This window comes from Agromyces ramosus, from assembly GCF_030817175.1.
GTDB classification, from domain to species: domain Bacteria; phylum Actinomycetota; class Actinomycetes; order Actinomycetales; family Microbacteriaceae; genus Agromyces; species Agromyces ramosus_A.
The window spans coordinates 2,647,708-2,674,212 of record NZ_JAUSYY010000001.1 but is presented as its reverse complement, the minus strand read 5'-3'; the positions used below and the strand labels follow the sequence as shown (position 1 = coordinate 2,674,212).

27 protein-coding genes are annotated in these 26,505 nt (G+C 70.1%); 11 read left to right on the top strand and 16 right to left on the bottom strand.

Features of this window, described 5'->3' with window-relative positions; translation table 11 throughout:
* Positions 1-204 precede the first annotated feature (204 nt).
* From QFZ26_RS12565 to QFZ26_RS12550, 4 genes are all read left to right on the top strand, one after another.
* The gene (locus tag QFZ26_RS12565; protein ID WP_307042595.1) at positions 205-1,086 is read left to right on the top strand and encodes an RNA polymerase sigma-70 factor; all 882 of its coding nucleotides are present in this window, start codon (positions 205-207) and stop codon (positions 1,084-1,086) included.
* On the top strand, positions 1,073-1,438 hold the full coding sequence (locus tag QFZ26_RS12560; RefSeq protein WP_307042593.1) for a hypothetical protein: 366 nt from the start codon (positions 1,073-1,075) through the stop codon (positions 1,436-1,438). Before QFZ26_RS12565 ends, QFZ26_RS12560 begins: the two co-directional genes overlap by 14 nt.
* A 99-nt stretch (positions 1,439-1,537) precedes the next feature.
* The gene (locus tag QFZ26_RS12555; RefSeq protein ID WP_307042591.1) at positions 1,538-2,299 is read left to right on the top strand and encodes an SDR family oxidoreductase; all 762 of its coding nucleotides are present in this window, start codon (positions 1,538-1,540) and stop codon (positions 2,297-2,299) included.
* A 62-nt stretch (positions 2,300-2,361) separates the two neighbouring features.
* Positions 2,362-2,955, top strand: a complete 594-nt coding sequence (locus tag QFZ26_RS12550) for a hypothetical protein (protein WP_307042589.1) — start codon at positions 2,362-2,364, stop codon at positions 2,953-2,955.
* 38 nt (positions 2,956-2,993) lie between these two features.
* Here the strand turns inward: QFZ26_RS12550 and QFZ26_RS12545 are convergent, their stop codons facing one another.
* The 3 genes from QFZ26_RS12545 to QFZ26_RS12535 form a co-directional block, all read right to left on the bottom strand.
* A complete protein-coding gene (locus QFZ26_RS12545) occupies positions 2,994-4,586 on the bottom strand; it encodes an ABC-F family ATP-binding cassette domain-containing protein (protein WP_307042587.1) in 1,593 nt (530 codons plus the stop codon).
* A 170-nt stretch (positions 4,587-4,756) separates the two neighbouring features.
* Positions 4,757-5,470 (bottom strand): hypothetical protein, encoded by a 714-nt coding sequence (locus QFZ26_RS12540; RefSeq protein WP_307042585.1) that lies wholly within the window; start codon positions 5,468-5,470, stop codon positions 4,757-4,759.
* A 66-nt stretch (positions 5,471-5,536) separates the two neighbouring features.
* Positions 5,537-6,013 carry a MarR family winged helix-turn-helix transcriptional regulator gene (locus QFZ26_RS12535; protein ID WP_307042583.1) on the bottom strand — a complete coding sequence of 159 codons (477 nt, stop codon included), beginning with the start codon at positions 6,011-6,013 and terminating at the stop codon, positions 5,537-5,539.
* A 96-nt stretch (positions 6,014-6,109) separates the two neighbouring features.
* On the opposite strand from QFZ26_RS12535, the gene QFZ26_RS12530 reads away from it, so the two are divergent.
* On the top strand, positions 6,110-6,763 hold the full coding sequence (locus QFZ26_RS12530; protein WP_307042581.1) for an FMN-dependent NADH-azoreductase: 654 nt from the start codon (positions 6,110-6,112) through the stop codon (positions 6,761-6,763).
* Between the two features lie 14 nt (positions 6,764-6,777).
* Here QFZ26_RS12530 and QFZ26_RS12525 read toward each other — a convergent pair whose 3' ends face one another.
* Positions 6,778-7,452: a response regulator transcription factor gene (locus tag QFZ26_RS12525; protein WP_307042579.1), complete on the bottom strand. Its 675-nt coding sequence runs from the start codon at positions 7,450-7,452 to the stop codon at positions 6,778-6,780.
* Complete coding sequence (locus tag QFZ26_RS12520; protein WP_307042577.1) at positions 7,445-9,538, bottom strand: sensor histidine kinase; 2,094 nt, start codon at positions 9,536-9,538, stop codon at positions 7,445-7,447. The genes QFZ26_RS12525 and QFZ26_RS12520 overlap by 8 nt, the downstream gene beginning before the upstream one ends.
* Positions 9,539-9,724: 186 nt before the next feature.
* Between QFZ26_RS12520 and QFZ26_RS12515 the strand changes: the two genes are divergently transcribed.
* Both QFZ26_RS12515 and QFZ26_RS12510 read left to right on the top strand, forming a co-directional pair.
* Complete coding sequence (locus QFZ26_RS12515) at positions 9,725-10,216, top strand: hypothetical protein (protein WP_307042575.1); 492 nt, start codon at positions 9,725-9,727, stop codon at positions 10,214-10,216.
* A complete protein-coding gene (locus tag QFZ26_RS12510) occupies positions 10,200-11,720 on the top strand; it encodes a multicopper oxidase family protein (protein ID WP_307042573.1) in 1,521 nt (506 codons plus the stop codon). Before QFZ26_RS12515 ends, QFZ26_RS12510 begins: the two co-directional genes overlap by 17 nt.
* Position 11,721: 1 nt before the next feature.
* On the opposite strand, the gene QFZ26_RS12505 is transcribed toward QFZ26_RS12510, so the two are convergent.
* The 4 genes from QFZ26_RS12505 to speB form a co-directional block, all read right to left on the bottom strand.
* Positions 11,722-12,351, bottom strand: coding sequence for a cyclase family protein (locus tag QFZ26_RS12505; RefSeq protein WP_307042570.1), 630 nt, complete (start codon positions 12,349-12,351; stop codon positions 11,722-11,724).
* Positions 12,344-13,735 carry a purine-cytosine permease family protein gene (locus tag QFZ26_RS12500; protein ID WP_307042567.1) on the bottom strand — a complete coding sequence of 464 codons (1,392 nt, stop codon included), beginning with the start codon at positions 13,733-13,735 and terminating at the stop codon, positions 12,344-12,346. The genes QFZ26_RS12505 and QFZ26_RS12500 overlap by 8 nt, the downstream gene beginning before the upstream one ends.
* Positions 13,736-13,779: 44 nt before the next feature.
* A complete protein-coding gene (locus tag QFZ26_RS12495) occupies positions 13,780-14,214 on the bottom strand; it encodes a YybH family protein (protein ID WP_307042565.1) in 435 nt (144 codons plus the stop codon).
* A gap of 77 nt (positions 14,215-14,291) precedes the next feature.
* The gene (gene speB, locus QFZ26_RS12490; protein ID WP_307042563.1) at positions 14,292-15,260 is read right to left on the bottom strand and encodes an agmatinase; all 969 of its coding nucleotides are present in this window, start codon (positions 15,258-15,260) and stop codon (positions 14,292-14,294) included.
* 82 nt (positions 15,261-15,342) lie between these two features.
* On the opposite strand from speB, the gene QFZ26_RS12485 reads away from it, so the two are divergent.
* A complete protein-coding gene (locus QFZ26_RS12485; RefSeq protein WP_307042562.1) occupies positions 15,343-15,927 on the top strand; it encodes a helix-turn-helix domain-containing protein in 585 nt (194 codons plus the stop codon).
* Positions 15,928-15,963: 36 nt separating this feature from the next.
* On the opposite strand, the gene QFZ26_RS12480 is transcribed toward QFZ26_RS12485, so the two are convergent.
* The 6 genes from QFZ26_RS12480 to QFZ26_RS12455 form a co-directional block, all read right to left on the bottom strand.
* Positions 15,964-17,187 carry a beta-galactosidase gene (locus QFZ26_RS12480; RefSeq protein WP_307042560.1) on the bottom strand — a complete coding sequence of 408 codons (1,224 nt, stop codon included), beginning with the start codon at positions 17,185-17,187 and terminating at the stop codon, positions 15,964-15,966.
* Positions 17,177-17,968 carry a beta-galactosidase gene (locus QFZ26_RS12475; RefSeq protein ID WP_307042558.1) on the bottom strand — a complete coding sequence of 264 codons (792 nt, stop codon included), beginning with the start codon at positions 17,966-17,968 and terminating at the stop codon, positions 17,177-17,179. The genes QFZ26_RS12480 and QFZ26_RS12475 overlap by 11 nt, the downstream gene beginning before the upstream one ends.
* 41 nt (positions 17,969-18,009) lie before the next feature.
* Positions 18,010-18,939 carry a carbohydrate ABC transporter permease gene (locus tag QFZ26_RS12470; protein ID WP_307042557.1) on the bottom strand — a complete coding sequence of 310 codons (930 nt, stop codon included), beginning with the start codon at positions 18,937-18,939 and terminating at the stop codon, positions 18,010-18,012.
* Entirely contained in the window at positions 18,936-19,904 is a 969-nt protein-coding gene (locus tag QFZ26_RS12465) for a carbohydrate ABC transporter permease (protein WP_307042556.1), read from the bottom strand. The genes QFZ26_RS12470 and QFZ26_RS12465 overlap by 4 nt, the downstream gene beginning before the upstream one ends.
* An 82-nt stretch (positions 19,905-19,986) precedes the next feature.
* Positions 19,987-21,336, bottom strand: a complete 1,350-nt coding sequence (locus QFZ26_RS12460) for an ABC transporter substrate-binding protein (protein WP_307042554.1) — start codon at positions 21,334-21,336, stop codon at positions 19,987-19,989.
* A gap of 46 nt (positions 21,337-21,382) precedes the next feature.
* The gene (locus QFZ26_RS12455) at positions 21,383-23,485 is read right to left on the bottom strand and encodes a beta-galactosidase (protein WP_307042552.1); all 2,103 of its coding nucleotides are present in this window, start codon (positions 23,483-23,485) and stop codon (positions 21,383-21,385) included.
* Between the two features lie 206 nt (positions 23,486-23,691).
* On the opposite strand from QFZ26_RS12455, the gene QFZ26_RS12450 reads away from it, so the two are divergent.
* The 3 genes from QFZ26_RS12450 to QFZ26_RS12440 are packed head-to-tail and all read left to right on the top strand — an operon-like array spanning position 23,692 to position 25,822.
* Entirely contained in the window at positions 23,692-24,771 is a 1,080-nt protein-coding gene (locus QFZ26_RS12450; RefSeq protein ID WP_307042551.1) for a LacI family DNA-binding transcriptional regulator, read from the top strand.
* 38 nt (positions 24,772-24,809) lie between these two features.
* Entirely contained in the window at positions 24,810-25,181 is a 372-nt protein-coding gene (locus QFZ26_RS12445; RefSeq protein WP_307042550.1) for an ArsR/SmtB family transcription factor, read from the top strand.
* The gene (locus tag QFZ26_RS12440; protein WP_307042548.1) at positions 25,178-25,822 is read left to right on the top strand and encodes an SRPBCC family protein; all 645 of its coding nucleotides are present in this window, start codon (positions 25,178-25,180) and stop codon (positions 25,820-25,822) included. The genes QFZ26_RS12445 and QFZ26_RS12440 overlap by 4 nt, the downstream gene beginning before the upstream one ends.
* An 11-nt stretch (positions 25,823-25,833) precedes the next feature.
* On the opposite strand, the gene QFZ26_RS12435 is transcribed toward QFZ26_RS12440, so the two are convergent.
* Complete coding sequence (locus QFZ26_RS12435) at positions 25,834-26,484, bottom strand: hypothetical protein (RefSeq protein ID WP_307042546.1); 651 nt, start codon at positions 26,482-26,484, stop codon at positions 25,834-25,836.
* Between the last annotated feature and the right edge of the window lie 21 nt (positions 26,485-26,505).

Here is a 26,505-nt window from a genome sequence, read left to right as displayed (position 1 = left end):
AGGGTGCAAGGGCGGGTTCGACTACGCCACTGATGCCAAAACTGCATCAGTGGCGTAGTCGGCACAGACCCACCACCATGGAAGGGTGCACGCCGGCCCGAGGCATCCGGCGGAGAATCGCCCGGATGTGTCACATCGGCGCGTTGCATCCGGTCTCAGCTGGAAGGGGCGGATGCGCCCGCCCTCCGACTGACAGGAAACGACATGGATGCGAACCTCGATGACGCGCTCGCCGTCTTCGAAGGCGTGCGCGGGCGGCTGTTCGGCATCGCCTACCGCATGCTCGGCAGCGCCACTGAAGCCGAGGACATCGTGCAGGAGACCTGGTTGCGCTGGCAGGGCGCCGACCGCTCGGTCGTGCAGAACGCCCCGGCCTTTCTCGCCACGGCGACGACTCGTCTCGCGATCAACGCGCTGCAATCGGCGCGCGCCCGTCGCGAGACCTACATCGGCCCGTGGCTGCCCGAACCCGTCGACACGAGCGGCGATCCGACCCTCGGCGCCGAACGCGCCGAGGCGCTCGGCGTCGCCGTTCTCGTGATGCTCGAGCGGCTCACACCCACCGAGCGGGCCGCCTATGTGCTGCGTGAGGCGTTCGCCTACCCGTACGACCAGATTTCCCAGATCGTGCAGCTCTCGGAAGCTGCCGCACGCCAGCTCGTCAGTCGCGCGCGCAAGCACCTCGCCGGCGAGCGTCGACGCGAGGTATCGCAGCAGGAACAGCGGCGGCTGCTCACCGCGTTCGTCAGCGCCGCGCAGACCGGCGACCTCGTCGAGCTCGAGCGGCTGTTCGCGGAAGACGTCGTGTCGTACTCCGACGGGGGCGGCGTCGTACGGGCCTCGAAGTTCCCCGTGCGCAGCCGCGCCGTCGTCGCGAAGTACATCCGCGCCTTCCACACGCACTTCTGGGTGGGCGTGGAGATCACCGAGGCCGAGGTCAACGGCCGGCCCTCGATGCTGCTCTCGAAGGAGGGAACGACGTTCGCGGTGCTCACCGTCGTCGCCTCAACGGTCGGCATCGAGCAGGTGCTCTGGATGATGAACCCCCACAAGCTCGGCGCCGTGACCTCTCGTGCAGCCTCATGACCCCGCCGCTCGCCTCCTGGTCGCCCTCGAACAGTGGGATGACCTCGCGCTGGCGAGCGTGCTGAACCCCGACGTACGCCTGGTGGTCGACAGCGGTGACGACACCGGCGGTGACCTCCACGGGCGCGCGCACGTCACTCGCGTCCTGAGAGAGCGACTGGCGAGACATCCGGAAGCGTCGCTCCACATCGTGCATGTCAACGGACGGAGCGGAGTCGCGCTGCGCCGGCACGACGGCGCGGTGCTCGGCGTGCTCAGCATCGAGGGCACCGAGACGATCGAGGCGTTGTGGCTCTCGACCGCGCCCCGCAAGCTCGCCCACTGGAACCGTCGGCGCCCCGCCCTCGAATGAGCCCGGATGACGCGACCCCGTCACAGATCGAGCGGCCACCCGGTCAGAGCTGGGTGACGGCAGCGGAACCACCGCAGCCCCGACGGAAGGCACCCAATCATGAAGATCGTCGTCATCGGAGGCACCGGCCTCATCGGATCCAAGGTCGTCGAGCACCTCGCCGAGCACGGCCACGATGCCGTCGCCGCGTCGCCGAACTCGGGCGTGAACACCATCACCGGCGAGGGGCTCGCCGAGGTGCTCGTGGGCGCCAACGTGGTGGTGGATGTCTCGAACTCGCCATCGTTCGCCGATGACGACGTGCTCGCGTTCTTCACGACCTCGACCACGAACCTGCTCACGGCCGAGCGCGAGGCGGGCGTGGCCCACCACGTCGCCCTCTCCATCGTCGGTGCCGAGCGCTTGCCCAACAGCGGGTACCTGCGTGCGAAGGTCGCCCAGGAGAAGCTGATCGAGGAGTCGGGCCTGCCGTATTCGATCGTGCGGGCGACGCAGTTCTTCGAATTCGTGGGGCGCATCGCCGACGAGGCGACCGTCGACGGCACCGCACGTCTCAGCACGGGGCTCATGCAGCCGATCGCGGCAGCGGATGTCTCGGGCGCCGTCGCCCGCGTCGCCGCCGGCGACCCGATCAACGGCACGCTCGAGATCGGCGGGCCCGAGCGCATCGCTCAGGACGAGCTGATCCGCCGGGGCCTCGCCGCCAAGGGCGACACCCGCACCGTCATCGGCGACCCCGAGGCGCCCTACTTCGGCACAAAGCTCACGGGCACCGAACTCGTGCCGCTGAGCGACGGCGCCCAGCTGTCGACGACGACGTTCGCCGACTGGCTCGCCGCGCAGTCGGCCGCGATGAAGTAGTCGACGCGTTCGCGGCGGCCATCGTCGAGGCGGCGGCTCTCGTCGGCTCGTAGGCTGGGAGCATGACCCGACTCCAGGCGGATCCCGATCGATCCCGATGGGTGCCCGTCACCGATTCCCTCGGATTCCGCGGTCGCCGCCACCGCAAGGCGGCGATCCGCATGCTCCTGTCGCAAGCCCTGGGGCCCGCCGCGACGCCGTCGGGTCCGCGCGGCGGCTTCAGCGCCTGGGCGGTGAGCCAGGCCGTCCCGTTCCTCATGCGCAAGGCGGGCGGGCGAGTGCTCGCGTGGGTCTGGAGGGCCGACCCCGAATTGCTCGTGGTGATGGCCCAGGTGCAGGCGGCGACACCGCAGTTGCGGATCGCCCGCGCATCGATGCCGATCGAGTACAACGACACCGAGGAGTTCCGCAGCACCTACCTCGGCGTCGGCGAGAGGCTCGCCATGCCGCTTCCGCTGGAGGCTCGCACTCCGCCCTTCGCGACGTACACGTGGGACCTCGGCTCGCACTTCGTGAGCGTCACGGCCGTGTGCAGCGATCGCGAGCGGTTCGGCACCGTCATCGGCGCCGTCGACGAGCTCGCTCGCGGCATCCGCGTCGTCGACGACCTCACGATCGGCGAGTCGCCGACGGTGCTGCGCATCGACCCCGCCTGACCTACCCGGTCACCGAGTGAGTGCGGCGCCGGCCGCGCTCAGAGCGCGCCGGTCGCCGCCGTCTCGGTGACGCGCGGCCCGCCGTCGAAGATGAGCAGCCGGTCGGCGAGCTTGTCGACGAAGAACCGATCGTGCGACACCACGATCACGGCCCCCGGGAAGTGCGTGAGCGCCCGCTCCATGACCTGCGTCGACGTGATGTCGAGGTGGTTCGTCGGCTCGTCGAGCACGATGACCCCGGCGCCCGAGAGCAGGCACTGCGCGATCGCGACTCTGGCACGCTGACCGCCCGAGAGGGTGCCCATCTTCTGCTGCAGGTCGGCGTCGGAGAACTGCAGCATCGCAAGGAACCGGTTCACGCTCTTCTTCGTCGCGGTGAACGCGAGCGAATCGGGGTAGGCGTTCACCGCGTGGCCGACGGTGTCGTCGAGGTTCAGTTCGGCGTAGACCCGGTTGTACGACACGAACCGCACTCCCTTGGCCCAGCGCACCGTACCGGCGTCCGGTTCGGTCTCGCCCGTGAGCACGTCGAGCAGCGTCGACTTGCCCGACCCGTTCGATCCGAGCACCGCCACGCGGTCGCCGCGGTGCAGGCTGAACGAGAGCCCCTCGAACAGCGGCGTGCCGTTGAAGCCCTTCGCGAGGTTCGTCACGGTGAGCAGGTCGTTGCTGACCCGCAGCCCCTCGTAGATGCCCGTGATGATCTGGTCGATCGGGCGCGGTGCCTGCCGCTTCTTGATGTCCGCGAGCCGGCGCGCGACCGCGTTCGACGGGTTGCGGGCGGCCTCGCGACGGGCGGTCGACGCGGCCTGCTCGTAGGCGAGCAGCTCCTCCTCGTGGGCGAACTGGCGCTCGAGCATCTTCAGGCGCGACTGCTTCGCGTGCACGTACGCCGAGTAGTTTCCGTCATATTCCTGAAGGCGGTGGTTCTCGATCTCGACGATGCGGTCGACGACCCCGTCGAGGAACTGCCGGTCGTGCGAGACGACGAGCACCGCGCCCGTGAATCCGCCGAGCCAGCCCTCGATCCAGCGCACGCCGTCGAGGTCGAGGAAGTTCGTCGGCTCGTCGAGCAGCAGCACGTCGGGCGCCTGCACGAGGATCAGCGCGAGCGCGGCGCGGTTGCGCCATCCGCCCGACAGCCGGTCGACGGGAAGGTGCCGCCGCTCCTCGTCGAAGCCGAGGCTCGTGAGCACGGTGTCGATCGTGTTCTCGTAGGTCCAGCCGCCGACCGCGTCCATGCGCTCGAACAGCTCGCCCTGCTCGGTGAGCAGGCGCGTCATCGCGGCATCCGTCATCGGCTCGGCGAGCTGCATGCCGATCTCGTCGAGGCGCGCCTGCGTCTCGTGCACGGCGGCGAAGTGGGCGCTGAGGGTCTCGTGGGTGGTCTGCTCGCCGTCGAGCTCGGAGAACTGCGAGAAGTACCCGGTGGTGGTGCCGAGCGAGACGTCGACCGTGCCGCCGGTCGGCTCCTGCCGCCCCAGCACGAGCTCGAGGAACGTCGTCTTGCCCGTGCCGTTCTTGCCGATGAGGCCGATGCGGTCGCCCTGCCGCAGCTTGAGGAACGCCTCCCGCAAGACGGGTCGCCCCTCGAACTCCATGCTCACGTCGTTCAGGCGGATCAGGCTCACGGGGGTCCTTGCAGAGAGAGGGAGGGCGAGACGGATGCCTCGAGCCGGCGCTGCTCGCCGGAGCGCGTGGGACGCGGGGCCGACGGCTGGCCGGCCTCACTCTACCCGCCGGACCTGACCGAACCGCCGGACCCGATCGAGCCGCCGACGAGCGCGCTCGGGAGCGGTGGCTACCCCTCGAGGCCGGCGTGGTCGACGCGCCGGTGGTAGCGGACGCCGACGATACCGCCGAGCACGGCGCCGCCGAGGCTCGCGACGGCGACCACGACCGCGGTGATGACGCCCGCGATCGTCAGCACGCCGTCGGAGACGGGGAACCGGGGGAACGCGTTCAGGTCGCCGAGGATGTCGTACTGGCTGCCGAGCCCGACGCTCACGAGCGCAACCACGATGGCCATGACGAGCGCCCACACCCACACGGCGAGGCCCTGCACGGCGCCGTTGAAGCGGGCCATGCGCCCCGCGACGTAGCCGCCGCAGTAGTAGGCGAGGAGCAGGGTCACGAGGAGCGCGCTGGCGCCGATCCAGCCGACGGTCTCGGCATCGAGCGGAACGTCGCCGGCCGAGGCCCCCGGGTCTTGGACCATCACGCCGAGGCCGAGTGCGGCGCCGGTGGCGGCGAGCATCCCGGTGAGGAGGGCCGCGGTGCCCGTCGCGGTGAGCCAGCCGAAGAACGCCGATCCGACCTTCACACCTCCGAACTGCTCGCGCTGGCGCTCGATGACCTGCTCGGTCGTGAGGGGGCGGGAGTCGACGACCTCGTCGAAGGCCTCAGGTCGCGTCTCGACGGTCGGCTGCGAGCCCGTCGCGGTCGCAGGCTCCAGGTCCCGGAACGGCTCGGCGGGGTCGGCGTTGGGGTCGGCGGGGTACAGCGGGTAGGACACTGGTTCTCCTCGTCACTCACTCGGCGCCGGCGGTGGCACCAGCGCGAATCTACGCGATCCCGCTCGCTAGGGCGAGGCCTCGGTGCCCCGTCGACGGCGAGGCGGGTCGCCCGTCACGGCCTCGAGCACGGCCTCGAGCCGGTCGGCGACGTCGGCGAGGCGGCCGGCGTCGACCGCCGCGAACTCACGGTCGATGGCCGGCAGGTAGGCGCGAGCCGCCGCGAGGAACCGGCGTCGCCCCTCGGCGGTGAGCGCCGCGAACGCCGAGCGGCCGTCGTCGGGATTCGGCTCCCTGGCCACGAGACCGGCGCCGACGAGCTCGTCGACGACGCGACTCACGCGGGTGCGACTCAGCACCACGCGCTCGGCGAGCTGGCCCATGGTGAGCCGGCCGCCCGCGTCGCGCAGCTCGAGCAGCACGTCGTACCAGCTGAGCGGCATGCCGCCGTCTCGGGCGACGGCGCCGTCGAGGCGCGGGAGCAGTGCGGCGCGCAGGCGCAGCACGGCCTCCCAGGTGCGTTCAGCGTCAGTGGGCGAGGGCATGGCCCCACTCTAGCCGTATTTGTGTGCGTGCGCACATATCTGCTACGGTGCCGTCTACCGATTTATGTGCGCACGCACACAAGAGAGGACGAAGCCATGACCACACTCCTGCACATCTCCGCGTCACCGCGCGGCGAGGCATCCGAGTCGCTCGCGATCGCGCGGGTGTTCCTCGACGCGTTCCGCGACGCGAACCCCGAGGCATCCATCGACGAGTGGGATCTCTGGGACGGATCGCTGCCCGAGTTCGGCCCCGACGGCGCGGGCGCCAAGATGCGCGTCTTCGCCGGCGAGCAGCCGATGGGGCCGCAGGAGACGGCGTGGCATCGCGCGCGGCTCGCGTTCGAGCGCTTCGCGGCGGCCGACCTCTACCTGTTCAGCCTGCCGATGTGGAACGCCGGCATCCCGTACATCGCCAAGCAGTTCATCGACGTCGTCAGCCAGCCCGGCATGGTGTTCGACTTCGACGCCGAGACCGGCTACACCGGCCGGCTCGGCGGTCGCCGCGCGGCCGTCGTGTACACGAGCGCCGTGTACGGCGACGGGCGACCGTCCGCGTTCGGCAGCGACTTCCAGCAGCCCTACTTCGAGGACTGGCTGCGCTGGACGGGAATCACGGATGTCTCGTCGATCGCCTCCCGCCCGAACCTCGCCACCGCCGACGCCGACCTCGGGCGCAGGTCAGCCCATGACGCAGCACGCCGCGAGGGCGCCGAGTTCGGTCGCTCCACGATGCGCCGCGCCTCCTGAATCACCCGCCCGGATCACCCGCCGTTCTGGAGGAAGGCGAGCACCGCGGCGACCCGACGGTGCACGCCGGTCTCGGGAAAGCGGAGCTTCGTGAAGATCGCATTGACATGCTTCTCGACCGTCGACGACGAGAGGAAGAGCGACTGCTCGATGCCGGCGTTCGTCTTGCCCTGCGCCATCTCGCGCAGCACGTCGAGCTCGCGGGGCGAGAGCGCGGCGAGCGGGCTCGCCGCCGCGGCACTGCGGCGCCGCACGAGCGTGTCGACGATCTGCGGGTCGATCACCGAACCGCCGGCGCGCACCTCGCGCAGGGCATGCACGAGGTCCTCGAGATCGCCGATGCGATCTTTCAGGAGGTAGCCGAGCCCGGCCGAGCCATCGGCGAAGAGTGCGAGTGCATAGCTCTCGTCCGCGTGCTGCGACAGCACCACCACGCCGGTGTCGGGGTGAGCGGCGCGGATCGCACGTGCCGCCTCGATGCCCTCCATGTGATGGCCGGGCGGCATCCGGATGTCGGTGAGCACCGCGTGCGGGGCGAGCCGCCGCACCGCGTCGATCAGTTCGGTGGCGTTGCCGGTGGAGGCCACGACGTCGATCTCGCCCGAGTCCTCGAGCAGGCGGCGCAGCCCTTCACGCACGAGGTAGTTGTCCTCGGCGATCACGACTCGCAGCGCATCCGATTCATCCAATGGCGGCGACCCCCGGCCCTGCTGCGGGAGCGACGCCGTCGACCGGCAGGTCGACGAGCACGGTGGTGCCCGACGATTCGCTGGATGACACCCGTATCGTGCCGCGCAGCGCGGCGACCCGGTCGCGGATGTTCGCGAGTCCGCCACTGGCGGCCGACTCCGGTACGACCGACCCCATGCCGCATCCGTCGTCGCTGATCGCGATGCGCAGGTGCCCGTCGTCTCGCGCCAGTCCGACCGAGGCATGCGTCGCGTTCGCATGCTTGGCCGTGTTCGCGAGCGCCTCCCGCACCACGTAGTACGCGGTCGTCTCCACATCGTCGGGGAAGCGCTCGGCGCGAACGCCGTCATCGGCCTCCACCGTCAGCGGGATCGGGTAGCGCGCGACGCCCGACTCGACCGCCGCGACGAGGCCGTTGTCGCTCAGCACCGGCGGGTGGATGCCGCGGGCCAGTTCCCGCAGGTCGGTGAGCGTCTCGCGAGCCTGGTCCTGCAGCTCGGTGAGCTCCTCCGCCGTCAGCTCGCCGCGCTGCAACCTGTTGCGGGCGAGCCGGAGCCCGGCGATCTGCGCCACCACGTCCTGCTGGATGCCGTCATGCAGGTCTCGCTCCAGGCGCCGGCGCTCGTCGTCTTGAGCGGCCACGAGCCGTTCACGCGAGGCGGTCAGCTCGTCGAGCTGCGCCGCGAGCTGCTCCGTCAGGCGCACATTGGCGACGGATGCCGCGGCCTGGCCGGCGACCGTGCGCAACAGGGTGCGTTCGGCGTCGCTGTACTCGCCGCGACGCCGCGCGCCGACCTCGATGCGCCCGAGCGTCTCATCGCCGCGCACCAGGTCGCACGACAGCGCGGGTTCTTCGGCGCCGGCCGCATCGCCCGCGACACCGACGGGCGACGCGGCGAGTGCGGCATCCGTCGGCACCAGCCGGATCCGCACCCACGACGCATCGAGTCCATCGCGGACCGCCTCGGCAAGCCTCGTGAGCAGTTCGCGCGGGTCACCTGCCTGTTCGAGCTGCGCGCCGAGCTCGCTCAGCATCGTGAACTGCCGCTCGCGGTCGCCGAACAGGGCGCGGTGGAGCCGCCGCTGCATCCAGCTCCGGCCGGGCAGCAACACGACCGCGAGGATGGTCGTGAGCAGGATCGCCGGCACGGTCCTGAGCGGGGGTGTGAGCAGCAGGCCGGGCGTCGCGACGCCGGCCGCGTAGACGACCGTGATGAGCAGGTTCGACGAGCGCTCGACCCGCGCGCCGCGATCGCCCGGCCCGATGTCGAACGCGCCGTACCGCAGGATGCCGTGGATCGCCGCGACCAGGATGGTGATCATCGACGCGTAGACCAGGAACTCGACGCCCCAGAGGCCCGGTACGAACGTCCACAGCGCGAACGCCACCATCGCCGAGCCGACCGCCAGGGCCATGACTCGGGTACGGACGCGCACCGCCGGCGGCCCGAAGAGCGCACGGGAGGCGAGCACGGTGACGCCGAGCGCGACGGCCGCCCACGACTGGACGACCAGGTAGTGCACTGCAGGGGCCGCCCACTCGAGCGACGGCAGGAAGTAGGGGTTGGGGATCGACTCGCCGCTGATGCCGATGAACTGCGACATCACGACGTGCGGAGTCGTGAGCAGGGTGAGCGGGCCCGCCAGCACCGGGAGCCAGAGGAAGATGACCGCGATCCGCTGCCACCGATGCTCCGGAACACCGTCGGGGAAGGTCGCGAACACGACCAGCAGCGCCGACGTCGCCACCGCATCGGCGGTGAGGCCGAGCATGTTGACGAGCGGGAACCAGGGTTCCCCGAGGATCGCGACGTTGAGATGCACGAAGGTCTCGTACGCCGACCCGACGAGCATCGCGGTCGACCCGAGCGCGATGAGCAGCGCGATCCGCGACGCCGACACCGTGAGCAGCCACATGCCGAACACGAACAGCGGCAGCGCACCGAGCAGCGGCCAGGCGAGGCCGTGGTCCGAGTTGACGTCGGGGTCGATGAAGCCGCGCATGACGACGACGTACACCAGCGCGGCGACCCCGATCGGGCCGAGCGTCGCGAGGCACACCCACCTGCGGTCCACGGTTCCCATCGTCCTCCTGTCCGGCCGTTCTCGGGAGAGGGTCTCCCCCGACACCCCTTAGCGGGTACCCCCCATCGACTGTGCGGCGCTCCACCATGCGGCATCCGGTTCGCTGCGTTCCGGTGCTCGGCGCGGTCGACGAACGTATGGGGCGAGCGGATGCCACGACCGGCGCCGCACCAAGGAGAAGGCATCATGCGCAAGCTGTACACCGGCCTCGCCTGGACGGTCGCGGGCGCCGTCGTCGTGCAGGCCGCCGCGATCGCGTTCGCGTTCGGCGGCATGCTGAACCTCGTGTCGGAGGGCGGCGTCGTCGACAAGGCACTCCTCGAGAGCTTCCAGGCGGGCGGCGTCGGCGAACTCGGGTTCATGATCCACGCAGTGGTGGGAGCCGGCCTCATCCCCCTGCTCGCGCTCACGCTGCTCGTGGTCTCGTTCTTCGTGCGAGTGCGCGGGGCCAGGCTGTGGGCGGCGATCGTCTTCGGACTCGTCGCCCTGCAGGTCACCCTCGGATTCTCGATCACCGACATGCCGTACCTCGGACTGATTCACGGGGCGAACGCGCTGGCCGTCGTGGCCACGGCGTCGATCGCCGCGCTGCGCTCACGGCGAGGGCGGGTCGCCGACGCGACCGACGCGTCGCCCGCGCGCGCCGAGGGGGCGAGCCCCGATGCCGTCGCGGCGTGAGCTCGTGCGGCGCGCCGTCGTGGGCGTCGCGGTCGTGACCGCGCTCGGCGCCGGCGCGCTCGCGTGGAGCTCCACGCTCCTCGGCGAGTACTCGGTCATGACCATGGGCGACGGGCACAGTGGCGGCGGTCACGATGGGCACTCGGGCCATGCGCAGCGCGGCGTGGGCGCCGGCGGCGGGGCGGCGGCATCCGACGTCTTTGGTGCCGCAGGCGAGGTCAGCGTGACCGCACTGACGGCCGACCCCGACCGCACCGCCGACGTGCACGTCGAGCTCGTCGCCCGGCAAGAGACGATCGACGTGCCCGGGGGCCGTTCGGTCGAGGGGTACACCGTGAACGGCTCGTCGCCGGGACCCGAGCTGCGGGCTCGGCAGGGCGACCTCGTCGAGGTCAGGTTCGTGAACGAGTCGGTGAGCGCCGGCGCGACGCTGCACTGGCACGGGATCGACGTGCCGAACGCGGCCGACGGGGTGGCGGGCATCACCCAAGACGCCGTGCCGGTCGGCGGCCATGCCGTCTACCGCTTCGAGGCGACGGATGCCGGCACGTACTGGTACCACTCGCACCAGGTGTCGCACGACCAGGTCGTGCGTGGCCTTCTCGGCGCGATCGTCGTCGACCCAGCGTCGTCGGATGCGGCGGCGAACCTCGACGTCACCGCACTGCTGCACGTCTACGGCGGGCAGCACACCCTCAACGGGCGGGTCTCCGACGAGCGCGTCGAGGCGCCGCCGGGCGCGACCGTGCGGGTTCGCGTGATCAACACCGACCAGGGCACGGCCGCCGTGTGGTCGGAGTCGCCGTTCCGCGTCGTCGCGACCGACGGGCGCGACGTGAACGGGCCGACGGACATCGACGGGAAGCGGCTGCTCATCCCGGCCGGCGGTCGAGCGGATGTCTCGGTGCGGTCGCCGCAGCACGGCTCAGTGGGTCTGCACGTGGGCGGTGCGCGCCGCATCCTGGTCGGCGACCCCGCGGCATCCGTGCGGCCGGGCCCGCAGCCCTCGGAGACCCTCGACCTGCTGGCCTACGGGACGCCCGCTCCGCTCGGCCTCGACCCGACGGCGCCCGACCGTACGTACGATTACGTGATCGCCCGCCGATTCGGCATCATCGACGGCCGCCCCGGCAACTTCTGGACGATCAACGGACGCATGTTCCCCGACGTGCCGATGTTCCACGTGCGAGAGGGCGAGATCGTGGTGATGCGCATCGCGAACGAGTCGGGCGAGGTGCATCCGATGCACCTGCACGGCCACCACTTCGTGGTGCTGTCTCGCGACGGCGAGGCCGCGTCGGGCAGCCCATGGTGGGTCGACTCACTCGACGTGCACCCCGGCGAGTCGTACGAGATCGCCTTCGTCGCCGACAACCCCGGCATCTGGAGCGATCACTGCCACACCCTCCCCCACGCGGTCGACGGCCTCATCGCCCACGTCATGTACGAGGGCGTCTCGACGCCCTTCACGATCAACGGCGCGGCGGGCAACCAGCCCGAGTGACTCAGCCGACGAAGGCGACCGCTCGGGCCGGCGCGCCGTCGCCGGCGAGCCGCATCGGGAACACGCCGATCGGCACGCGCGGTGGAAGCCCGTCAAGCCCAGTGAGGTTCTCGACGATGAGGCCGTCGCCGCCGAGCACGACCTCGTGCACCGGGAACTCGGTCGTGCCGGCGGCATCCGTGGGATCGGGGCTCAGGGCGTCGACGCCGAGCACGTGCATGCCCCGTTCGGCGAGCAGGCGCGCCGCGTCGACACCGAGCGCCGGATGCCGCAGCGCCCGCTCGGTGCCGAAGTGCCGCGCCCACCCGGTGTCGACGACCACAATCGACGGCACCCGGTCGGGCAGCTCGCCGAGGTCGGCGATGCCGATGGTCGCCCCGTCGGCGAGCCCCGGAACCCGGATCAGCAGCGCCTCGCCGACGAGCTCCTCGAGCGCGACCAGGTCCATCGTCCGCCCGCCCGGCACGGTATGCGCGGGGGCGTCGACGTGGGTCCCGGTGTGCGACCCGAGGTGGAGCGACGTGACGGCGGCGCCGTCGCGCTCGAGGTCCAGCGCCGGCGTCAGGTCGACGGAGGGGTCGCCGGGATACACCTGCATGCCGGTGCGTACCGGATGGCTCAGGTCACGCATGCGGGGCGGGCTCCGTCGTGGCATCCGCGAGATGCTCGCTCCTCACTTGTGGCGTCGACGAGCGCTCGCGCAGCGACACCAGCAGGTAGAGCACGAAGGTGATCACGAATGCGGGGATCGTCGCACCGACGAACGTCGGCCACACGTAGGTGAAGACGTAGGCCGCGACGGCACCGATGAGCCACACGACGACCGCGCCCCAGTTCACGCCCGCCAAGTACCAGTATCGGCCGTCGCGGGCGCGCAGGATGTCGGGCGTGTAGGCGCCGCGCTTCACGATGTAGTAGTCGGCGATCATGATCGCGAACACGGGTGCGAAGAGCGCGCCGATCGTGACGAGGAACGTCGTGAACTGGTTCAGCAGGCCGAACCAGGTCGACCCGACGATCGAGATGACGCCCACGATGAGCGCGGTCGGGAGGAACTTCAGTTTCTTGCCGCCCGGAACGGCGTTCACGATCGTGGTGACCATGCCGTAGACGACCATCGTGTTCGTGGCCATCACCGACAGGAAGATCACGACCGCGAGCGGAGCGCCGAACGGCTCGACGATCGTCACCGGGTCGAACGGAACGGCCTCGCCGCCCGACAGCACGACGTAGCCGATCGCGGTGGCGCCGACGGTCATCGAGACGACCGTCGAGAGCGTGTAGCCCACTCCCGAGCCGATGATGCCGGCCTTGCTCGACCTCGCGAAGCGGTTGAAGTCCGCCGAGAGCACCGTCCACGAGATCGCCGTGGCGATGACCACGTCGAGTACGAGGATGGGCGTGTAGCCGATCGACGGATCGGCCGGGATCGCGACGAACTCGGCCGGAGCGTACGTCGTGAACGCGACGACGAAGATGTACGCGATGATGCCGAGGATGAGCACGGCGAGCCACGGCTCGACGCGAGCGATTCCCGTGTGGCCGAAGATCGCGAGGATCACGACGAGGGTCTGGCAGAGCACCGCGAACATGATCGGGCTCGAGAACCCGGTGACGGATGCCACGAGGAAGTCGAGCGCGATGCCGGCGAGCATCGCCTGCACCCAGCTCCAGCCCATGAGGATGACCACGTTCGCGGCCACCGGGAGGAGGCTGCCGCGCGTGCCGAACGGCCCGCGCGTGAGCGCCATCGTGGGCAGGCCGGTGCGCGTGCCGATGTTGCCCACCGTCACGAGCACCGCGGCGCCGATGATCGTGCCGACGATGATCAGCACGACGACGAGGCCGTAGTCGACGCCCGGCACGAACAGCGTGCCGGTGAGCAGGGTCGTCACCACGAGGTTCGCGGCGAGCCAGATCATGCCGATGCGCGGCAGCGAGAGCGTGCCCCGCACGGGGCCGGCGTCATCGGAGTGTTCCTCGAGGTACTGCTCGAGGCGGGAGTAGAGCGACATTGCCAGGTCTCCTCGTTGAGTGGTGGGTCGGGTTCGGGTGGCCATCAGGACGCGTGGGCCGCGTCGGGCATGGGAGAGAGGTGCTCGTGCACGGCGATGAGGCGCGGCGAGGCGGCATCCGTCGCCCCTTCGACGCGGAAGACGATCGTCTCGCGCTCGCGGTAGGACTCGGTGCCCCCGCCGGTGTCGACGGTCGTCGCGACCGAGTGCGTGAACACCGCGCCGCCGGGGAACGTCTGCACGAGCGGGTCGCTCGACGTGCACGAGACGACGCGCCAGCCGCCCTCGACCCAGCCCGCCCAGAGCCGCTCGTACGAGGCCCGGTCGGCCAGCCGTTCGGGCTCGGTGTGGAACAGGAACGTCGCCTCGGGCGCGAAGGCTGCGAAGTAGCGCTCGCCGTCGGTCGCGGCGAAGGCGTCGACGATCTCGGATGCCGCGGCCAGCACCGCCTCGCGGTTCGGTTCGGTCTGGTCGGTCATCGGTGCGGCTCCTTCGCCTCGGGTTCTTCTGTCGGGTGTCGGGTGTCGGGTGTCGGGTGTCGGGCGCGTCGGAAGGGCTATGCGCGCGGCGCCATGGCGCTGATGAGCTCGTAGGCGACGTGGCTCGCCGCGACTGCGGTGAGCTGGGCGTGGTCGTACGCGGGGGCGACCTCGACGACATCGGCGCCGACGATGTTGCGGTCGGCGAGTGATCGGATCATGCGCAGCAGCTCGCGGCTCGTGAGCCCACCGGCCTCGGGGGTACCGGTGCCCGGGGCGTGCGCGGGGTCGAGCACGTCGATGTCGATCGAGATGTACAGCGGCGCATCGCCGATGCGGGCGCGCATGCGGTCGATCGCGGCGGCGAGGCCGTTCTCCTCGAGGTACTCGCTCGTGACGATCGAGAACCCGAGTCGCTCGTCGTCGTCGAGGTCGCTCTTCGCGTACAGCGGGCCGCGGATGCCGACGTGCATGCTCGCCGTGAGGTCGATGAGACCCTCCTCCGACGCACGTCGGAACGGCGTGCCGTGCGTGGTCGGGGCGCCGAAGTAGGTGTCCCAGGTGTCGAGGTGCGCGTCGAAGTGCAGCACCGCGACGGGGCCGTGCTTCGCGTGCACGGCGCGCAGCAGCGGCAGCGCGATGGTGTGGTCGCCGCCGATCGCCACGAGCTTGTCGGCGTGCCGGGCGAGATCGAGCGCACCCGCCTCGATCTGGCGCACCGCCTCGGCGATGTCGAATGGGTTGGCGACGATGTCGCCGGCATCCGCCACCTGCTGCGCACCGAACGGGAAGACGTCTTGTGCGGGGTTGTAGGGGCGGAGGAGCCGCGAGGCCTCTCGCACGTGCGCGGGGCCGAACCGGGCGCCCGGCCGGTAGCTCACGCCACTGTCGAACGGCACGCCGGCGATCGCGACGTGTGCCCGGCCGACCTCGTCGAGGCGCGGCAGGCGGGCGAAGGTCGCGATGCCGGCGAAGCGCGGTACGACGCTCGCATCGACGGGGCCGCGGATGTCGCGGTCGCGCGGCTCTTCGGGAGTAGGTTGCATATTACGAAACTTTCAGTACTGTTGAGAAAACCTGCGGCCACTGTATGCCGCGGTCGCCGCCGCCGTCAAGGGAGGAGACCTCATGCGTCCCATCCACCCCAGCGCCGACGCGATCGGCACCCCGATCGGCGCGAAGCTGCGGAGCACTCGCATCGCACAGGGGCTCACCCTCGCCCAGGTCGCCGAGTCGAGCGGACTCAGCAAGGGATTCCTCAGCCGAGTCGAACGCGACGAGACCTCGCCGAGCGTCGCCACCCTCGTGCAGCTGTGCCAAGTGCTCTCGCTGCCGGTCGGCGCGCTCTTCGCCGAACCCGAGATCCAGCGCATCACGCACGCCGACGCACCCCACATCAACCTCGGCGGCGTCGGCGTCAGCGAGCTCCTCATGTCGCCGCGCGGCGAATCGCGAGTGCAGCTCATCCGCTCCGCCCTCGAACCCGGCGCACACGGTGGGCACGAGCTCTACACCGTGAACTGCGACATCGAAGTGCTCCACGTCATCGCGGGGGCGGTCACCGTGCGATTCGCCGACCGCTCGGTGCGACTCGAGACCGGTGACGCCCTGACGTTCCCCGGCCGGGAGCCGCACACCTGGCACGCCGAGGACGACGCACCGGCCGAGGTGTGCTGGGTGCTCGCGCCCGCGCCCTGGAGCGGCTCGGCGTGAGCCGCGTGATGGGGCCCGGCCGGGCGGGGGCGGTGCTCACCGCCTGACGATCGCGACCCCCTGCGGCCCGAGCACCAGGCCCGCCGCCGGCGACCCGGTGAGCACGTCGGTGCCGTCGAGCCGAAGCTCCGCGGCATCCGCCCCGTGGTTGATGACGAAGGTCAGCTCACCACGGCGCACGACCTCGACCCGCTCGCCGCTCGTGACCGGCGCGGGCAGCTCGACGCCGGCCCCGCGGAGCACGTGCTCGACGAGCCGGCGCAATGCCGCCGGCTCGGGGAGGGTCGCGACGTACCACGCGCTTCCCTCGCCGGCTGCGCGTCGTGTCACCGTTGGCCACCCGGCGAGCGCGCCCGCTGTGAAGGTCGCCACGACCTCCGCGCCATCGACGCGCACGAACTCGCTCCAGACACTGCCGCTCACGCTGCCGCCGAGCAGCTCGCCCTCGAACGCCACCGGAGGCGCTGCACCGCCGCCAGCCGCCCGCAGATCGGGCGCGGCGGGCGGCGCGAACTCCTCGATCCAGACGCCGAGCACCTGCCGCAGCCGCTCGCCGAGGTAACCGCCCAGTCGCACGTGCAGGTCTTGATCGGTGATCGCGGTGCCGAAGCCGACCACGAGGGTGCCGCCCGCCTCGGCAAACGCCGCAAGGCTCTCGAGCTGCGCATCGGTGGCGACGAAGTGGGTCGGCACGACGACGACGCGGTACGCCGAGAGGTCGGCGTCGGCACGCACGAAGTCGACCGTGACGCCGAGCGACGTGAGCGCCCGATGCCACGCGAACAGGGTCTCGACGTACGAGACGGTCGTCGGCGACGCGGGCTGCTCGACCGCCCACCAGCTGTGCCAGTCGAGCGCGATCGCGACGCTCGCCGCGACCCGGCTTCCCTCGACCCCCGGCTCCGCACCCGACAGCTGCCGCAACTCGGCGCCGAGCTGCTCGATCTCGCGCCACACCCGGGTGTCGGTGCCGCCGTGCGGCACCATCCCCGAGTGGAACTTCTCCGACCCGGCCGCCGACTGCCGCCACTGGAAGAACAGGATGCCGTCGGCGCCGCGCGCCACCGCCTGGTGCGACCACGCCCGCATCTGGCCCGGCGCCTTCACGGCATTCCGGGCCCGCCAGTTCACCGCACTCGGCGACTGCTCCATGAGCAGCCACGGCGCTCCCCCGCCGAGCGACCGCATGAGGTCGCGCACCATGGCCGCGTAGGCCGGCGAGATCGGATCCGCGGGGTCTGGATACGTGTCATCCGACACGATGTCGACGTGCGGCGCCCCACGCCCAGTAGTCGACCGCCTTGAAGAAGCCCATGAAGTTCGTCGTGATCGGCACGCCGGATCCCGCACGGATCACCCCGACCTCCGCCAGGTAGCAGGCCAGCAGCTCGTCGCTCGAGAAGCGGTCGAAGTCGAGCAGCTGGGTCGGGTTCTTGAACGTCGGGGCGGCGCGCGGCGGCTCGACCTCCTCGAACGCGTCGTAGCGCTGCGACCAGAACGCCGTTCCCCACGCACGATTGAGCTCCTCGACCGTGCCGTACTTCACGCGCAGCCACTCGCGGAACGCGGCCGCCGACACCTCGCAGTAGCAGTGGCTCACGTGGCATCCGTACTCGTTGTTGACGTGCCAGAGCTCGAGTGCCGGATGGCCGGCGTACCGCTCGACGAGGCGCCGCACGAGCTCGCCGGCCTTCGCGCGATACACGGGCGAGCTCGGGCAGTACTGCTGCCGGCTGCCGACACCGAGCCGCACGCCATCGACGGTCACGGGCAGGGTCTCGGGATGCCGCAGCGCGAGCCATGGCGGCGGCGACGCGGTGGCGGTGGCCAGGTCGACGCGCACGCCGTTCGCGTGCAGCAGGTCGAGCAGCTCGTCGAGCCACCCGAAGTCGTACTCGCCCTCGCGCGGCTCGAGGCGAGCCCACGAGAACACCCCGACCGTGGCGAGCGTGATGCCGCCGCGCTGCATGAGGCGCACGTCCTCGTCCCACACGTCCCTCGGCCATTGCTCGGGGTTGTAGTCGCCGCCGTACCAGATCAAACGTCTGTCCTCCTCGTGGGTGATGGTCGCGGGGCATCCGCTCAGCCCTTGACACTGCCGGTCGCGAGCCCCGACTGCCAGTAGCGCTGCAGGAACAGGAAGGCGACGATCAGCGGGAGGATCGAGACGAACGACCCGGTGATGACCGTCGAGAACAACGCCTGCGACCCGCCGCCCGCCGAGGCCGCCGCCTGGAGCTGCGCGAGGCCCACCGTGACCGGGTACAGGTCGGAGGTGTTCAGCATGATCAGCGGCAGGAAGTAGTTGTTCCAGGTCGCGACGAGCGAGAAGAGGAACACGGTGACGAGGCCCGGTCCGAGCAGGCGAAGTCCCACCTGCCAGAAGATGCGGAACTCGCCGGCGCCGTCGACGCGGGCCGCCTCGATGAGGCTGTCGTCGACGGCGTCCGCCGCGTACACGCGCATGAGGTACACCCCGAACGGCGAGACGAGCGACGGGATGATGACCGCCCACGGCGTATCGGTCAGGCCGGCCTGCGAGAACAGCAGGTACGTCGGCAGCGCCAATGCGGTGAGTGGGATCATCACGGCGCCGAGCGTGGCGCTGAAGAGCGCCTTCTTGCCCGGGAAGTCGTACTTCGCGAACGCGTATCCCGCCATGGTCGCGAGGAGCGTGGCGCCGGCGGCGGCCGTGAGCGAATACACGAGCGTGTTCACGAGCCACCGCGTGAAGATGCCGTCGCGCACGGTGAACAGGGTCTCCAGGTTCTCGGCGAACGAGAAGCCGCCGCCGAACCACAGGCCGAACGTCGAGAACAACGCGGAGTTGTCCTTCGTCGCCGAGACGAGCAGCCACCAGAGCGGCAGCACGAAGTAGAGCACGCACAGCCAGAGCAGCACCGTGAGCAGCACGCTGCGTCGCTTCTTCGGGTCGAAGCTGCGCTTCGCGCGACGCCTGCCTGCGGCATCGTCGTCGATGGCCACGGCGGCCCGCGTGTCGAGCGAGGTCATGACATCCCCCTCTCGCGGCGCTCACGCCGTTGTGTGCTGAGCTGCACGATGTACGACACGATCGCGATGAAGATGCCGAGGAGGAACGCGATCGCGGCCGCGTAGTTGAGCTCCTGGTTGATGAACGCGAGGTTGTAGGCGTAGTAGTTCGGCGTGAACGAGTTCGTGATGGCATCGGGCGCGATCGCGTTCAGCAGGCTCGGCTCGGCGAAGAGCTGGAACGTGCCGATGATCGAGAAGATCACGGTCAGCAGGATCGCCGGGCGGATCGCGGGGATCTTCACGCTCCACGCGATGCGCCACTGGCCGGCGCCGTCGATCTCGGCCGCCTCGTAGAGCTCGCCCGGGATCGACCGCAGCGCCGCGTACATGATGATCATGTTGTAGCCGACGAACTCCCACGTGACGATGTTCATCATCGAACCGAGGATGTTCTCGGGCGAGAGGAAGTCGGGCGTGCCGAGGCCGACGCCCCGCGCGATCTGGGCGATCGGACCGAAGTCGGGACCGTACAGGTAGCCCCACATCAGCGTGGCGACCACCGCGGGCACGGCGTACGGCATGAACACGAGCAGCCGCACGCCCTTCGAGCCGCGAGCGCGGCCCGTGTCGAGCGCGAGGGCGAGGAACAGCGCCAGGCCGAGCATGATCGGCACCTGGACGACGAAGAACAGGCCCATACGGCCGATGCTCGCCAGGAACGCGGAGTCCTGCAGGGCGCGAACGTAGTTCGCGAGGCCGGCGAAGACGTCGCCGCCGATGAGCTTGCTCTCGAACAGGCTCAGGTAACCCGAGTAGACGAGGGGTACAACGAGCATCGTGATGAACACGACGAAGAACGGGAGGAGGAAGAGGTAGGCGGCACGGTACTGCTTGCGCTTCGCCGTGCTCGCACCGCGCCTGGCAACTGACGGCGACGGCGGTGCGGCGGGGCGCTCGGCTCTGAGCGCCGGGGTTTGCGACATGGCGGCTCCTTCTGATCGTGGATTCGGGCCAGGGGCGTGAGGCGCCCGCGGTGCGGTGCGGTGCGGCGGGCGCCTCACGGGCTCACTCGACGGTGAAGCCCTGGTCCTCCGCGTAGGCGACGAGCTGGTCCTGCCACTCGTCGAGCGCCGCGGCGATGTCGCCCTTGTCGGCGATGACGGTGCCGATCGTCTCCTCGTAGCTCGAGTACACGTAGTCCATGAACGGGAGCCACTGGAAGTCGGTGTCCACCGTCTCCGAGATCTCGGAGAACAGCTTGTTGACCTGCTGGCCACCGTAGAACTCCGACTCCTGGTCGACGAACGCGGGATCCTCCAGCACCGAGACCTGCGGCGGGAAGAGGAACTGCTCCGTCGCGAGCTTCATCGCCGATTCCTCATCGCTGTTGATGAACTTCGCGAGCTCGTACGCGGCGATCGGGTTCTCGCTGTCCGCGAGCACCGCGTCGGACGAGCCGCCCCAGTTGCCCGAGACCTCATCGCCCTCCTGCCACTGCGGCAGCGGCGCGGCCCGCCAGAGGCCCGTCGTGCCCTCGGCCGTGCCCTGGAGGAAGATCGGACCCCAGGCGGCGGTGAGCCAGCCCGCGTACTTCCCGCTGGCGAGGCCCTGGTACCACTCGTCCTGGAAGTCGACGTCGGTCGAGATGAGATCCTGCTGGATCAGGTCGGTCCAGTAGGTCGCGACCTCCTTGGCCTCGTCGCTGTTGACGTCGATCTTCACCGTCTCCTCTCCGTCGTAGCCGAAGGGCTTGACCCCGGCCTGCCAGAAGAAGCCGATCATCTGGCCGGCCTGGGTGGCGCCGAGGTTCGAGATGTACGAGCCCGTGGCCTCCTTCACGGCTTGGGCCGCCGTCGCGTACTCGTCCCAGGTCGCGGGTGGCTCGGTGATGCCCGCCTGCGCCAGGATGTCCTCGCGATAGAGGTTGCCCATCGGGCCGACGTCCTGCGGGATCGCCCAGACCGGATCGTCGGGTGAGACCTGGTTCCACGCCCAGTCCACGTACTCGCCCGAGAGGTCGTCGGCGCCGTAGGGCCTCAGGTCGAGCAACGACTCGGGGAGCACGAACGACGGGATGTACTGGTACTCGATCTGCGCGACATCCGGAGCCCCTTCGCCCGCCTCGATCGCGCTGCGCAGCTTCTGGTAGTGCGGCAGGCCCTGGCCGACGTTCTCGACGGTCACGTCGATCTCGGGGTACTTCTCCTCGAAGAGGGCGACCTCGTTCTCGATGTCGGGAACCCACGTCCAGAAGGTGAGCTCGGTGGGGGTGCTGAGGGCCTCCTCGCGCTGTTCGTCGGTGATGGGGCCGTCGGTCGTGCCGCCACCGGCGTCCGGGGTGCACCCGGTCAGGAGCATGCCGATCGAGACGGCGCCGCCCACCAGCGTCACTGCTGTTCTCCGTGCCTTCTTCATGATCACTCTTTCTGTGGTTGGGATGGATCACACGATCCCTTGGCGCTCACTGGCTGACGAAGGTCCGCGCCGACCAGGCCGGCAGTGAGACATCGGTGCCCGTCTGGAGTCGCTCTCCGGTGACGGTGTCGGCGATGTCGGCCGCGATCGTGATGACCTGCGGCTCCCACCCCCAGTTGAAGACGAACCACACGCGGCGTCGGCCGGGCAGTGAGCCGGATGCCACGGAGACCGGCGATGCGGTCTCCCCGGCGAGCTCGTGGCCGGGCCCTTCGCCCGCCGCCCAGCGGACGATGCCGCCCGCGAGCGCGCGGTTGGGCACGCAGCCGAGGACGGTGACGCGCCCGTCGCCGACAGCGTGACTCGTGACGGCCGGGAAGTCGCCGAATCGCGGGTGCTCGTATCGCGCGAGCACGTCGGCGTCGTCGGCGATGAGGCCGTCGATCCACAGGCGCGCGGCGGCGCCGTCGAGGTGCAGCTCGTCGGACTCGCTCACGACCGCGACCTCGTCGTCGAGGTTCGAGTACTCCTCGTAGCGGGTGCCCGCGAGGTCGGCGAGGCGGGGCGGGGCGACCTCGACACGGGCACGTGCCTCGTCGTCGGCGTAGCCCGTGCGGATGCCGACGATGAGGTGGCCGCCCGCCGACACGTAGTCGCGCAGCAGTTGCAGCTCATCGTCGGAGGTCACGTAGACGCCCGCGGCGACCAGCACCGGGAACCGGTCGGCGAGTGCGGCTGCACCGAGCTCGGCAGCCTGATCGAGGTGCAGGAGACGTGCCTGCCGCCCCGTCTCGACCGCGCCGCGGTGGAACGCGTCGACGATGCGCTCGAATGATTCGCCGTCTGGTGCCCCGCCGACGCGCAACGGCGGCGAGAACTGCAGCGCGAAGCGGCTCGGATTCGACCAGAGGATCGCGACATCCGCGTCGGGCTCGAACCCGTCGAGCGTCGTGCCGATCTTCGACAGCTCGGCGCCGATCTCGGCCACCTCGGCGTAGACGCGGCCGGGCTCGAGGCTGTGCGGCAGCACGCCGCCCCAGTAGGTCTCGATGCCATACGGCAGCGTGTGCCAGTGCCAGTACTCGATCATCGCCGCGCCCCGCGAGATGAAGGTGTAGGCCGCCTGCTTCAGTTGTCCGGGGTACGGCGGGAAGTTCGTGTCGGAGTGGCCGATCGACTGCGCATTGGTCTCGGTGACGAGGTACCGGCCCTGCTTCGACGCGTACATGCGGTCTGCCTGCCGGAAGAGCGCGGCGACCCCGGTCGTGGTCCAGTGACTGAGCTGCGGCCGCTCGAGCGAGGCATCCAGGTGGTCTTGCATGCCGTAGTAGGGATTGCCCGCCGTGATGTCGAGGGCGCGCGACAACCGCTCGTCGTCGAGCGCCGGCCGTCCGTACTGCAGGCAGGTCGTCACGAACTGGCCGGGCCGGCGGTACTCACGCACGAGGTCGGCCTGCCACGAGATGAACTCGGTGGTGAGCTCGGCCTGATACCGCCGCCACGCGAGGTCGTACTGCGGGAAGGTGTTGCCGTCGGGCCGCCACAGCTGCGACCAGTCGCCGAGGCGGTGCGACCAGTACGTGAGGCCCCATTCGCGGTTGAGCGTCTCGACGTCGCCGTACTGTTCGCGCAGCCGCTGCACGAAGCCCTCGAAGACGTGGTCGTTGTGGAACAGCTCCATGCCCGGCTCGTTGTCGACCTGGTAGCCGATCACGGCGGGGTGCCCGGCGTAGCGTTCGATGACGGCACGGATGACCCGCTCGGCGTGCGTTCGGAAGACCGGGTGGCTGAAGTCGACCTCCTGCCGCGCGCCCCACGGGATTCGCTCGCCGGTGCGCCGCTCGGCGGCGATCTCGGGATGCGCGACCTGCAGCCACGGGGGCACCGCGTACGTCGGTGTTCCGAGAATCACGCGGATGCCGCGGCGATGGGCGCTGTCGAGCACCGGCGCCAGCCACTCCAGGTCGAACTCGCCGTCGCGGGGCTCCCACGTCGACCACACGGACTCGCCCACGCGGATCACGTTGATGCCCGCGTCGCGCATCAGGTCGAGGTCCAGCTCGACCCGATCGGTGAGGTGGTACTCGGGGTAGTAGGCCACGCCGAACAGGAGTCCGCTCATCGACTGGACCGGCTGGTGGTTCTGCATCTGTGCGAACTCCGTTGTGGGACTGGATGGTGGTGTGCACTGGGCGATGCGGCGAATGTTGTCGACAACATTCCGTGCCAAACCAGAATGTTGCCGATAACATCGCCTTGTCAAGCACCAATTGGACACTGTGACGAAAATGATCACGTGACGCACTCACGACCACCCGAGGTGGTGAGCCCGCGCCACGTACTGAGGGGATCGTCATGAGCACGGATTCTGAGCCGCGCGAATCGGAACGCAACGGCGCACCGATGAAGGCCGCCACCATCTACGACGTCGCCCAGGCGGCTGGCGTGTCGCACCAGACGGTCAGCCGCTTCCTGAAGGGCTTCACGGGCATTCGCCCGGAGACACGCGAGAAGGTCGTGCAGGCCCTCGACGAGCTCGGATACCGACCCAACCTGACCGCCCGCAGCCTCAAGTCGGGGCGTTCCCACCGCATCGGCGCGCTCACCCACGAGATCTCGCACGTCGGCCCCAGCCGGGTGGCGGAAGGCGCCAGCGCTGCGGCCCGCGAGGCGGGCTACGTGCTCGACCTGGTCTCACTCGACGTGCGCAACCCACGCGCGATCGAGGAGTCGCTCGCGCTCATCACCCAGCACGACCTCGCCGGCGTGCTCGCGCTCTCGTCGACCGACGAGATGACCCGGGCATTCGAGACGACGGAGTTCCGCGTGCCGACGCTCATCGCCGTCGAGGCCGACGACGCGGTGAGCGGCGAGCCGTCGGAGCTCACCGGTGTCGGCCTCCCGGCGCTCATCACGCACCTCGCCGACCTCGGGCACCGCAACCTCGTGCACATCGCCGGCCCGACCAACTGGACGGCGGCGCGCAACCGCATCCATGCCTATGAAACCGCGGTCGAGGGTCAAGGGCTGCGCTCGCTCGGCGTGCTCCCCGGCGACTGGTCGGCGAGATCCGGATACGAGGCGATCACGACGCTCGCCGAGCTTCCCGAAGCCACCGCGTTCGTCGCGGCGAACGACCAGATGGCCCTCGGCGCGATGCTCGCCCTGAAGGAACGCGGCTATCGCGTGCCCGACGACGTGAGCGTCGTCGGCATCGACGACATCCCCGACGCCGCGTACTTCGACCCGCCCCTCACGACCTTGCGCGTCGACTTCGAGGCGCAAGGTCGTGCCTCGGTGCTCGAGCTGCTCTCCCAGATCGAGGGCAAACTGAGCCAGCCGATTCCCGTGTGGTCGTCGCAGCTCGTGCCGCGGCGATCCGCCGGCCCGGTGAACACCGGGACGCGCCCTGAGGGCATGCGTCGCTCGCATTAGTCTTGACTCATATGAGTCAGTGCTAATACGATTGGGCCATGCACGCGTTCGATGTCCTCGGAGACCCGGTACGCCGGCGCGTGCTCGAGCTGCTCATCGACGGCGAGCGCAGCGCCGGCGAGCTGACCGACGCCGTCGTCGGCGAGTTCGGCATCACCCAGTCGGCGGTGTCGCAGCACCTGCGCGTGCTTCGCGACAGCGGCTTCGCCTCATCGCGCGCCGACGGGCCGAGGCGCCTCTACTCGTTCGAAGCGGAGGGGATGCGGCAGGTGGATGAATGGATGACACCGTTCCGCCGCTACTGGAGCCCGCGCCTCTCGGCGCTCGAGACCGAGATCGCCCGCGGCAAGCGCACACGACGACCGGCGACGCGACCGACCCCGAACCATGATGAGGAGGAACAGGAATGAACGACTACACGTCCGAGGCCCACCGGGTGCTCACCGAGGCGCACCGATCGGTGACCATCGACAAGCAGGATGCCGCAGCTGCCAGCGTGCTGACGGTCAGCCACGTCTACCGCACCGACGTCGACGACCTCTGGAACGCGATCGTCGACCAGCAGCGCCTCGCCCGCTGGTTCGGCACCGTCAGCGGCGACTTCCGGCTCGGCGGCACGTACGCGGTCGAGGGCAACGCGAGCGGCACCATCCTCACGTGCGACGCCCCCACCGGCTTCTCCGCCACGTGGGAGTTCGGCGGCGGCACGAGCGAGCTGAGCGTCACGCTCACCCCCGAGGGCGACGGCACCCGCCTCACGCTGCAGCACTCCGGCGACGTGCCCTACGAGTTCTACGACCAGTTCGGCCCCGGTGCGACGGGTGTCGGCTGGGACGGCGCCCTGCTCGGGCTCGCGGCCCACCTCGCGTTCGACACCGACGCGCCCCTCGAGACCACCGAATGGGCGACGTCTGAGGAGGGACTCGCGTTCATCCGCGCCTCCGCAGCGGTGTGGGGCGATGCCGCCATCGCGGCGGGCGAACCCGAGGAGTCCGCTCGCGCCTCGGCAGACCGCACCGCCGCGTTCTTCTCCGGGGTGGAGCAGCACTAGCGGGCGGCGCGTCAGTCCTCGCCGCGCTGAGCCCGGATCCAGCGTCGCCGCTCGGCGATGAATCGCTCGAGGTCGGTGACGCGTTCGAGCGCGATGTCCGCGATCGGGTGATCGACGGTCTCCAGCACGACGGTGACGCCACCGATACGACCGGCCGCTCGTTCGCCCGCGTCATCCGACCACATCTCGAACGGCTCGCCGATGCCGTCGACCTCGAGCTCGATGATCGCGTCGGGGGCCGGCGCATCGGGCATCGGCAGCGTCGGTGGCGTGCCGCTGCGCGCGAGGATGCCCTGCGCAATGCGTTCAGCGACCATCTGTCGGGGTTCGGTGAGATCGACGAGCACGTCGACGCGCGGCTTCGCCTCGTCAGCCGAGTAATCGGCGCCGTTCCAGCCTGCAGGAAGGAACGCGATCGAGCGGATGCCGCTGCCACCGCCGAACGACCACTCCGAGATCATGGCGCGCCCCGGCCATCCCCGCACGGCGTAGACCGGTCGCTCCGCGAAGGAACGCCGCACCTCGTCGTCGCCGCGGTCGACGACGGCCCAGAACTCGTCGGGAGTGAGGAACCCGGTGACGTGCATGCCGTCACTCTTGCGCACTCGCGCGTCCTCGACAAGGGCGACGATGTCCCGGGTGACCGCAGTCAGATCTGACATGCCCTGACCGGGCCGCCCTCG

Coding starts and splice junctions, on each gene's coding strand:
- QFZ26_RS12565 (WP_307042595.1), top strand. CDS start 205: ATGGATGCGAACCTCGATGACGCGCTCGCCGTCTTCGAAGGCGTGCGC.
- QFZ26_RS12555 (WP_307042591.1), top strand. CDS start 1,538: ATGAAGATCGTCGTCATCGGAGGCACCGGCCTCATCGGATCCAAGGTC.
- QFZ26_RS12550 (WP_307042589.1), top strand. CDS start 2,362: ATGACCCGACTCCAGGCGGATCCCGATCGATCCCGATGGGTGCCCGTC.
- QFZ26_RS12535 (WP_307042583.1), bottom strand. CDS start 6,013: ATGCCCTCGCCCACTGACGCTGAACGCACCTGGGAGGCCGTGCTGCGC.
- QFZ26_RS12530 (WP_307042581.1), top strand. CDS start 6,110: ATGACCACACTCCTGCACATCTCCGCGTCACCGCGCGGCGAGGCATCC.
- QFZ26_RS12520 (WP_307042577.1), bottom strand. CDS start 9,538: ATGGGAACCGTGGACCGCAGGTGGGTGTGCCTCGCGACGCTCGGCCCG.
- QFZ26_RS12515 (WP_307042575.1), top strand. CDS start 9,725: ATGCGCAAGCTGTACACCGGCCTCGCCTGGACGGTCGCGGGCGCCGTC.
- QFZ26_RS12510 (WP_307042573.1), top strand. CDS start 10,200: ATGCCGTCGCGGCGTGAGCTCGTGCGGCGCGCCGTCGTGGGCGTCGCG.
- QFZ26_RS12505 (WP_307042570.1), bottom strand. CDS start 12,351: ATGCGTGACCTGAGCCATCCGGTACGCACCGGCATGCAGGTGTATCCC.
- QFZ26_RS12500 (WP_307042567.1), bottom strand. CDS start 13,735: ATGTCGCTCTACTCCCGCCTCGAGCAGTACCTCGAGGAACACTCCGAT.
- QFZ26_RS12495 (WP_307042565.1), bottom strand. CDS start 14,214: ATGACCGACCAGACCGAACCGAACCGCGAGGCGGTGCTGGCCGCGGCA.
- speB (WP_307042563.1), bottom strand. CDS start 15,260: ATGCAACCTACTCCCGAAGAGCCGCGCGACCGCGACATCCGCGGCCCC.
- QFZ26_RS12485 (WP_307042562.1), top strand. CDS start 15,343: ATGCGTCCCATCCACCCCAGCGCCGACGCGATCGGCACCCCGATCGGC.
- QFZ26_RS12470 (WP_307042557.1), bottom strand. CDS start 18,939: ATGACCTCGCTCGACACGCGGGCCGCCGTGGCCATCGACGACGATGCC.
- QFZ26_RS12465 (WP_307042556.1), bottom strand. CDS start 19,904: ATGTCGCAAACCCCGGCGCTCAGAGCCGAGCGCCCCGCCGCACCGCCG.
- QFZ26_RS12460 (WP_307042554.1), bottom strand. CDS start 21,336: ATGAAGAAGGCACGGAGAACAGCAGTGACGCTGGTGGGCGGCGCCGTC.
- QFZ26_RS12455 (WP_307042552.1), bottom strand. CDS start 23,485: ATGCAGAACCACCAGCCGGTCCAGTCGATGAGCGGACTCCTGTTCGGC.
- QFZ26_RS12450 (WP_307042551.1), top strand. CDS start 23,692: ATGAGCACGGATTCTGAGCCGCGCGAATCGGAACGCAACGGCGCACCG.
- QFZ26_RS12445 (WP_307042550.1), top strand. CDS start 24,810: ATGCACGCGTTCGATGTCCTCGGAGACCCGGTACGCCGGCGCGTGCTC.
- QFZ26_RS12440 (WP_307042548.1), top strand. CDS start 25,178: ATGAACGACTACACGTCCGAGGCCCACCGGGTGCTCACCGAGGCGCAC.
- QFZ26_RS12435 (WP_307042546.1), bottom strand. CDS start 26,484: ATGTCAGATCTGACTGCGGTCACCCGGGACATCGTCGCCCTTGTCGAG.